Source organism: Methylobacterium sp. J-077, from assembly GCF_022829365.1.
GTDB lineage: Bacteria > Pseudomonadota > Alphaproteobacteria > Rhizobiales > Beijerinckiaceae > Methylobacterium.
Map to the genome: position 1 here is coordinate 1 of NZ_JAKSYJ010000030.1, position 4711 is coordinate 4711.

The window sequence follows — 4711 nt, forward strand, 5'->3', positions numbered from 1 at the left end:
CGGCTGCAGCACGGACCGCCGCCGACCTCACCATCGTCATCGAGGACGCGTTCGCCGCCGTCCGACCGGATGAGTGCCGAAACTACCTCACCGCTGCTGGATACGATGCCTATTAGTCAACCTGAAAAAGCACGGCTCTAGGTGATCAAGACCGCTTCGGCGACAGCGCCGTGCCCTCGGATCCCGCAGCCTCGCGCTCCGGCCGTCCCCGATGGGTGCGCAATCGGAATTGGCCATTTCGCGCCTGATCGGACTCGTCGTGCTGGCGGTCGACGCCGTAAGACGGCTCCAGTTACGCCACACGCGTGCAAGGCCAACGTGATACTAAATCTGCCTGACGAGATCCGCACGGCAGCAGCACTGGAGGCCTTCGACGCGATGGTAGCTCGAAATTTGAGCGGAAACGGTACCTCACCACTGGGCGCGACCTTCGGCCTCGCCCGCGGGGACCGCTCCGAGGGACTGCCCCCCCCCGCGGCGACATAGCACTCTAGGTCCCGTTCCTCTATTATGGTGGTTGAGCCGCGCAGGGGCGCCGCACGCGGACGTCACGGGGATCTTACAAGCGGGGGGCGTGCTCGTTCCATCGCCTGAGCGGCTGTACCGGCCAGCGATCGTTACGGGATGGCCGTTTCGCAGCCCGTCGATAACGGACCGTAAACTGGCTCGATCGCTGCGACTTACCGGATCTGTAATCCCGCACGTTCACATGGTACGACAGCTGGACTTGTTCCAACGGAGATCCCAGTGCCGGACAGCTTCAAACTTAAGAAATTGGCAGCAATCGCAATTCTTGGCAAAATCTTCGGCGGGAGTTGGACGCGAATGAGCTTGAGCGTTCTCATGGTGAGCCCGCTCGTTGGCGCCCCTATAAGCAGCGCGCGAGCTGCTGATCCGATCTATCATCTCGGGCCGCAGGACAAGCTTAAACTCCGAGTTTCAGAATGGCGATCAGCGCCCGGTCAAGTCGTTGAATGGAGCGCATTGACAGGGGAATACTCGATTGATGCCAGTGGAATTCTATCACTTCCGTTGATCGGACAGGTTGATGGCCTTAACAAGACGACGAGTGAGCTGGCGAGCATTATTTCGGAACGTCTCAGGCAATCCGCAGGACTTATTCAGCCGCCAGCCGTTTCGCTTGAGGTCTCACAATATCGGCCCTTTTACATTCTCGGACAGGTCGACAAGCCAGGCGAGTATTCCTTTCGGCCCGGACTCTTGATTCTTCAGGCCATAAGCATCGCGGGCGGCTACCGTCGCGCTGATCGCGATCAGGCGCGCACCAGCCGGGACCTTATCACGACGCGCGGCGATCTGGCGGCGACGATGACACAGCAAGCCGGCCTCCTCGCCGCGCGGGATCGTCTCGCAGCTGAGTCGCAGGATCGCGAGAGAATCGATTTCTCGGCACAACTTCAGAGCCGCCAGAGCGAACCGATCGTAGCCCAAGCCATGCGTGAGCAGGTTCTAATCTTCAACTCCCGCCGTCAAACTCTGAATTCTCAGATAGACATGATATCAAAAGCGAAATCTTTTCTCGAAGACGAGGCAAAGACGCTCATCTCGAAGACAGACACTCAGAAAAAGCAGGTCGATCTTTTAAGAAAGGACCTGGCTGAGACAGGCAATATGGTGAGCCGCGGTCTTGTTACGACACCGCGCCTACTCTCAGCCGAACTCAATGTAGTTCAGTATGAAAATGCGTTGCTGGATATAAGCGTCGCCGCCAGCCGAAACAAACAAGAGATCGCTCGCTCAGAGCGCAGTATGGTTGACATGAAAAATATAAGGCGCGACGAAATTCTCAAAGATCTTCGAGAAATTACCACCAAACTGGCTGAAACGGACGGGAAGATCAAAACTCTGCGGCTGTCGCTGTTAGAACTCGAAGCTGACGAACCCGGTGCGATCACCCGTGATTCGCAGTCAAAGGTTGTTCTACGCATCATCCGCCGGACGGGTGGACAAACCCGGGAGATGGTCGTCGGCGATACGGAAGCCGTTGAGCCTGGCGACATCGTTCAAGTTCAACTGCCGGAGACCGTCCGACCGTTTCCACAGGAGGTCGACGTCAGCAATCGGTAAGACCCATCTGGGTGGGTCGAGGGTCGATTCGGTGGTAACATTGGTCCCTTGCCCAGACAGCGTCGGAGCCGTCGCTCTTCGGTGACACGTCTCCGTTGCCGCTCGCGATAGGCCGCGACTCATCTGTCGATCCGAGACGAACTAAGGGCGCGATGGATTGCTGGCGGCGGACGCAACGCGCCGCCCCCGGATCGAAGCGACCCTGCGCCACCCCGAAATCCGTCACCGGGCGACCGATATTGCGGCCGCCACGCTGGGCTAACGCTACGCCGAACTGTGCACCGCGCGCGCCAAGGAGCGTTGAACCTGATCGACCCTTACATACTCCGCACGCCTACGGTGAAGGCCGCGGTGTTTGATCCCGCGGAGTGGTGGTACGGTTGACCACCATGCGGCCAGGGTTGCGCTATTGGCCAAATTCTTCACGGCAGCGCCCGCACGACGGAGCGACTGTGTTGAAGATCAAGTGGTGATCGACCGCCAGGGCGTGCGGTCGCGAACGATGGCGTTGAGCGTCACCAGGAGCTTTCGCATCACGGCAACGAGGGCGACCTTCTTCGGCCGACCTCGCTGGGTCAGCTGCTCGTAGCAGGACAGAAAAGGAGAGCCTCGCCGGATCGCGGTCTGAGCGGCCATGTAGGGCACGCCTCGCACCGAGGTTCGTTCACCCGCGATGGATCTTCGACCTCGCATCAGGCCGGTGTCACTATTGATGGGCGCGATGCCGACGAGCGCCGCAATTTGGTGGCGCCCGATGGTGCCGAGCTCGGGCAACTGCGCCAGAAGCGTGCGTGCGGTCACGTCACTGATCCCGGGCACGGACTGGAGCAGCGCCTCGGTCTCGCATCAGACCGGAGAGGCCTTGATGGCTTGTCCAATGTCGCTGTCGAGTTCTGCGAGTTCTTTCTCCAGGAAGCCGATGTGTCGGTCGAGCCACCGGGTCAAATGCTAGTCCACGGCTTGATCGCGACGGTTGGTCTCCATGCAGATCATCCCGATGATCTGCCGCCGCCGGCTCACGAGCTCGGCGAAGTGCCGTCTCTCCGGCTCCGGCAAGGGCCTGGCCGGCGGTCTGATGTGTTCGGCGAAGAGGGCAATGACCTCGGCGTCGAGCGTGTCTGTCTTCGCCAACCGGCCCATCGCTCTGGCGAAGTCGCGGATCTGACGCGGGTTGACGATACAAAGCGGCAGCCCGACAGCGGCCAGTGCTGCAGCAACGCTCGCCTCGAAGCCACCGGTAGCCTCCAGGACGATGAGGGCCACAGGTAAGCAACTGAACCGACGAGCGAGAGCATCCAGCTCTTTGGTATTACGCGGGACATGGAATGCCTCGTCCGACGGTCTGAGGTGAACGTCGAGGCGATCCTTGGACACGTCGATGCCGACGAAGATGGTGGGTTATTCGTCTATGACCCTACCTTGCAAATGCGGGCTCTGGCCCGAGCGGCTGTCCGGGCTCGGGACTGTGGCGGTGAGGGCCGCACCTTGCTCTGTCGCGGGCTTGAGAGCCCCAGACGGACACGGGCTGACCCTCACCGTGTAACCTCGCTAGCTTCACTCCAGCGGGCAACTCAAAGATACAAGGCGGTCCGTCGCGCAATACAGCTACGTCAAGAGAGCGTGAGAGCGGCGGCCAAGCGCTACGGCGTCAGCCCGATGACGATCCAGAAGTGGCGAACTCGGCAGACGACAGGCGATTCTGCCATGCCCCGCGCAACCGCTCAGGCCGAACAGCCCTCTACAGCCGGCACATGTTCGATCGCGTCTGCCACGAGCACGGCATCGCGCATCGCCTGACCAAACCCAACCATCCGTTGACCAACGTACGCCTCCGGTGAGGGCCGCGGTCGAGGGCATCGCGCTCTGCGCTGAGGCCTGACCTTAATGCTGGCGTTAAGGTCGGCGGGTCGGGGTGATGCGGGTCGAGCTCCTGGAGAATACCGAACGGCGGCGGCGCTGGTCGTTCGACGACAAGGCGCGGATCGTCGAAGCCTCGTTTGAGACTGGCGTGTCGGTGTGTTCGGTGGCGCGCCGGCATGGGATCGCCCAAGGCCTGTTGTTCACTTGGCGGCGTCAGGCGCGGGACGGCCGTTTGGGCGGGGACGCGCAGGCCCCGGTCCTCGTGCCCGTCGCGATCGCCCCTGAGCCGTCACTTCGGGTTCCCGCTGCGCAGTCGGATGATCCGCGTACTCCAGCGCCGCCGCGCCGGCCTCGTCGCAGAGCGCGATGCCCTCGACCGCGGCCCTCGCCGGAGGCGTACGTTGGTCAACGGATGGTTGGGTTTGGTCAGGCGATGCGCGATGCCGTGCTCGTGGCAGACGCGATCGAACATGTGCCGGCTGTAGAGGGCTGTCGGGCTTGAGCGGTTGCGCGGGGCATGGCAGAATTGCACCCCGTTGTCGGTCAACACCGTGTGGATCTTGTACGGCACGAACGCGGCCAGCGCGCGGAGGAAGTCCGATGCTGTGTAGCAGGTGGCTTCCGCTTCCAGCTTGGCGAAGGCCAACTTCGAGGTTCGGGCGATGGCCACAAACAGGTAGAGCTTGCCCTGTTCTGTTCTGACCTCCGCATTTAGACGTGGACGTAGCCGATGGGGCAATCGGCAAAGCGCTTCCTCTTCGGC

General features: G+C 61.6%; 2 protein-coding genes and 4 pseudogenes. 4 read left to right on the top strand and 2 right to left on the bottom strand.

From position 1 onward, the window contains the following. Both MKL11_RS01255 and MKL11_RS01260 read left to right on the top strand, forming a co-directional pair. A pseudogene (locus MKL11_RS01255) lies at window positions 1-116 on the top strand (IS630 family transposase); the annotation flags it as partial. 631 nt (window positions 117-747) lie between these two features. Continuing rightward, entirely contained in the window at window positions 748-2088 is a 1341-nt protein-coding gene (locus MKL11_RS01260; protein ID WP_243939557.1) for a polysaccharide biosynthesis/export family protein, read from the top strand. Window positions 2089-2550: 462 nt separating this feature from the next. Here the strand turns inward: MKL11_RS01260 and MKL11_RS01265 are convergent. After that, window positions 2551-3480, bottom strand: a pseudogene (locus MKL11_RS01265) (IS110 family transposase). A 207-nt stretch (window positions 3481-3687) separates the two neighbouring features. Here MKL11_RS01265 and MKL11_RS01270 point away from each other — a divergent pair. Continuing rightward, a pseudogene (locus MKL11_RS01270) lies at window positions 3688-3795 on the top strand (helix-turn-helix domain-containing protein); the annotation flags it as partial. A 208-nt stretch (window positions 3796-4003) separates the two neighbouring features. Further along, entirely contained in the window at window positions 4004-4450 is a 447-nt protein-coding gene (gene tnpA, locus MKL11_RS01280; protein ID WP_243939559.1) for an IS66-like element accessory protein TnpA, read from the top strand. Here tnpA and MKL11_RS33500 read toward each other — a convergent pair. Further along, window positions 4418-4618: pseudogene (locus MKL11_RS33500) on the bottom strand (IS481 family transposase); the annotation flags it as partial. The gene tnpA and the pseudogene MKL11_RS33500 overlap by 33 nt on opposite strands. Window positions 4619-4711 lie beyond the last annotated feature (93 nt).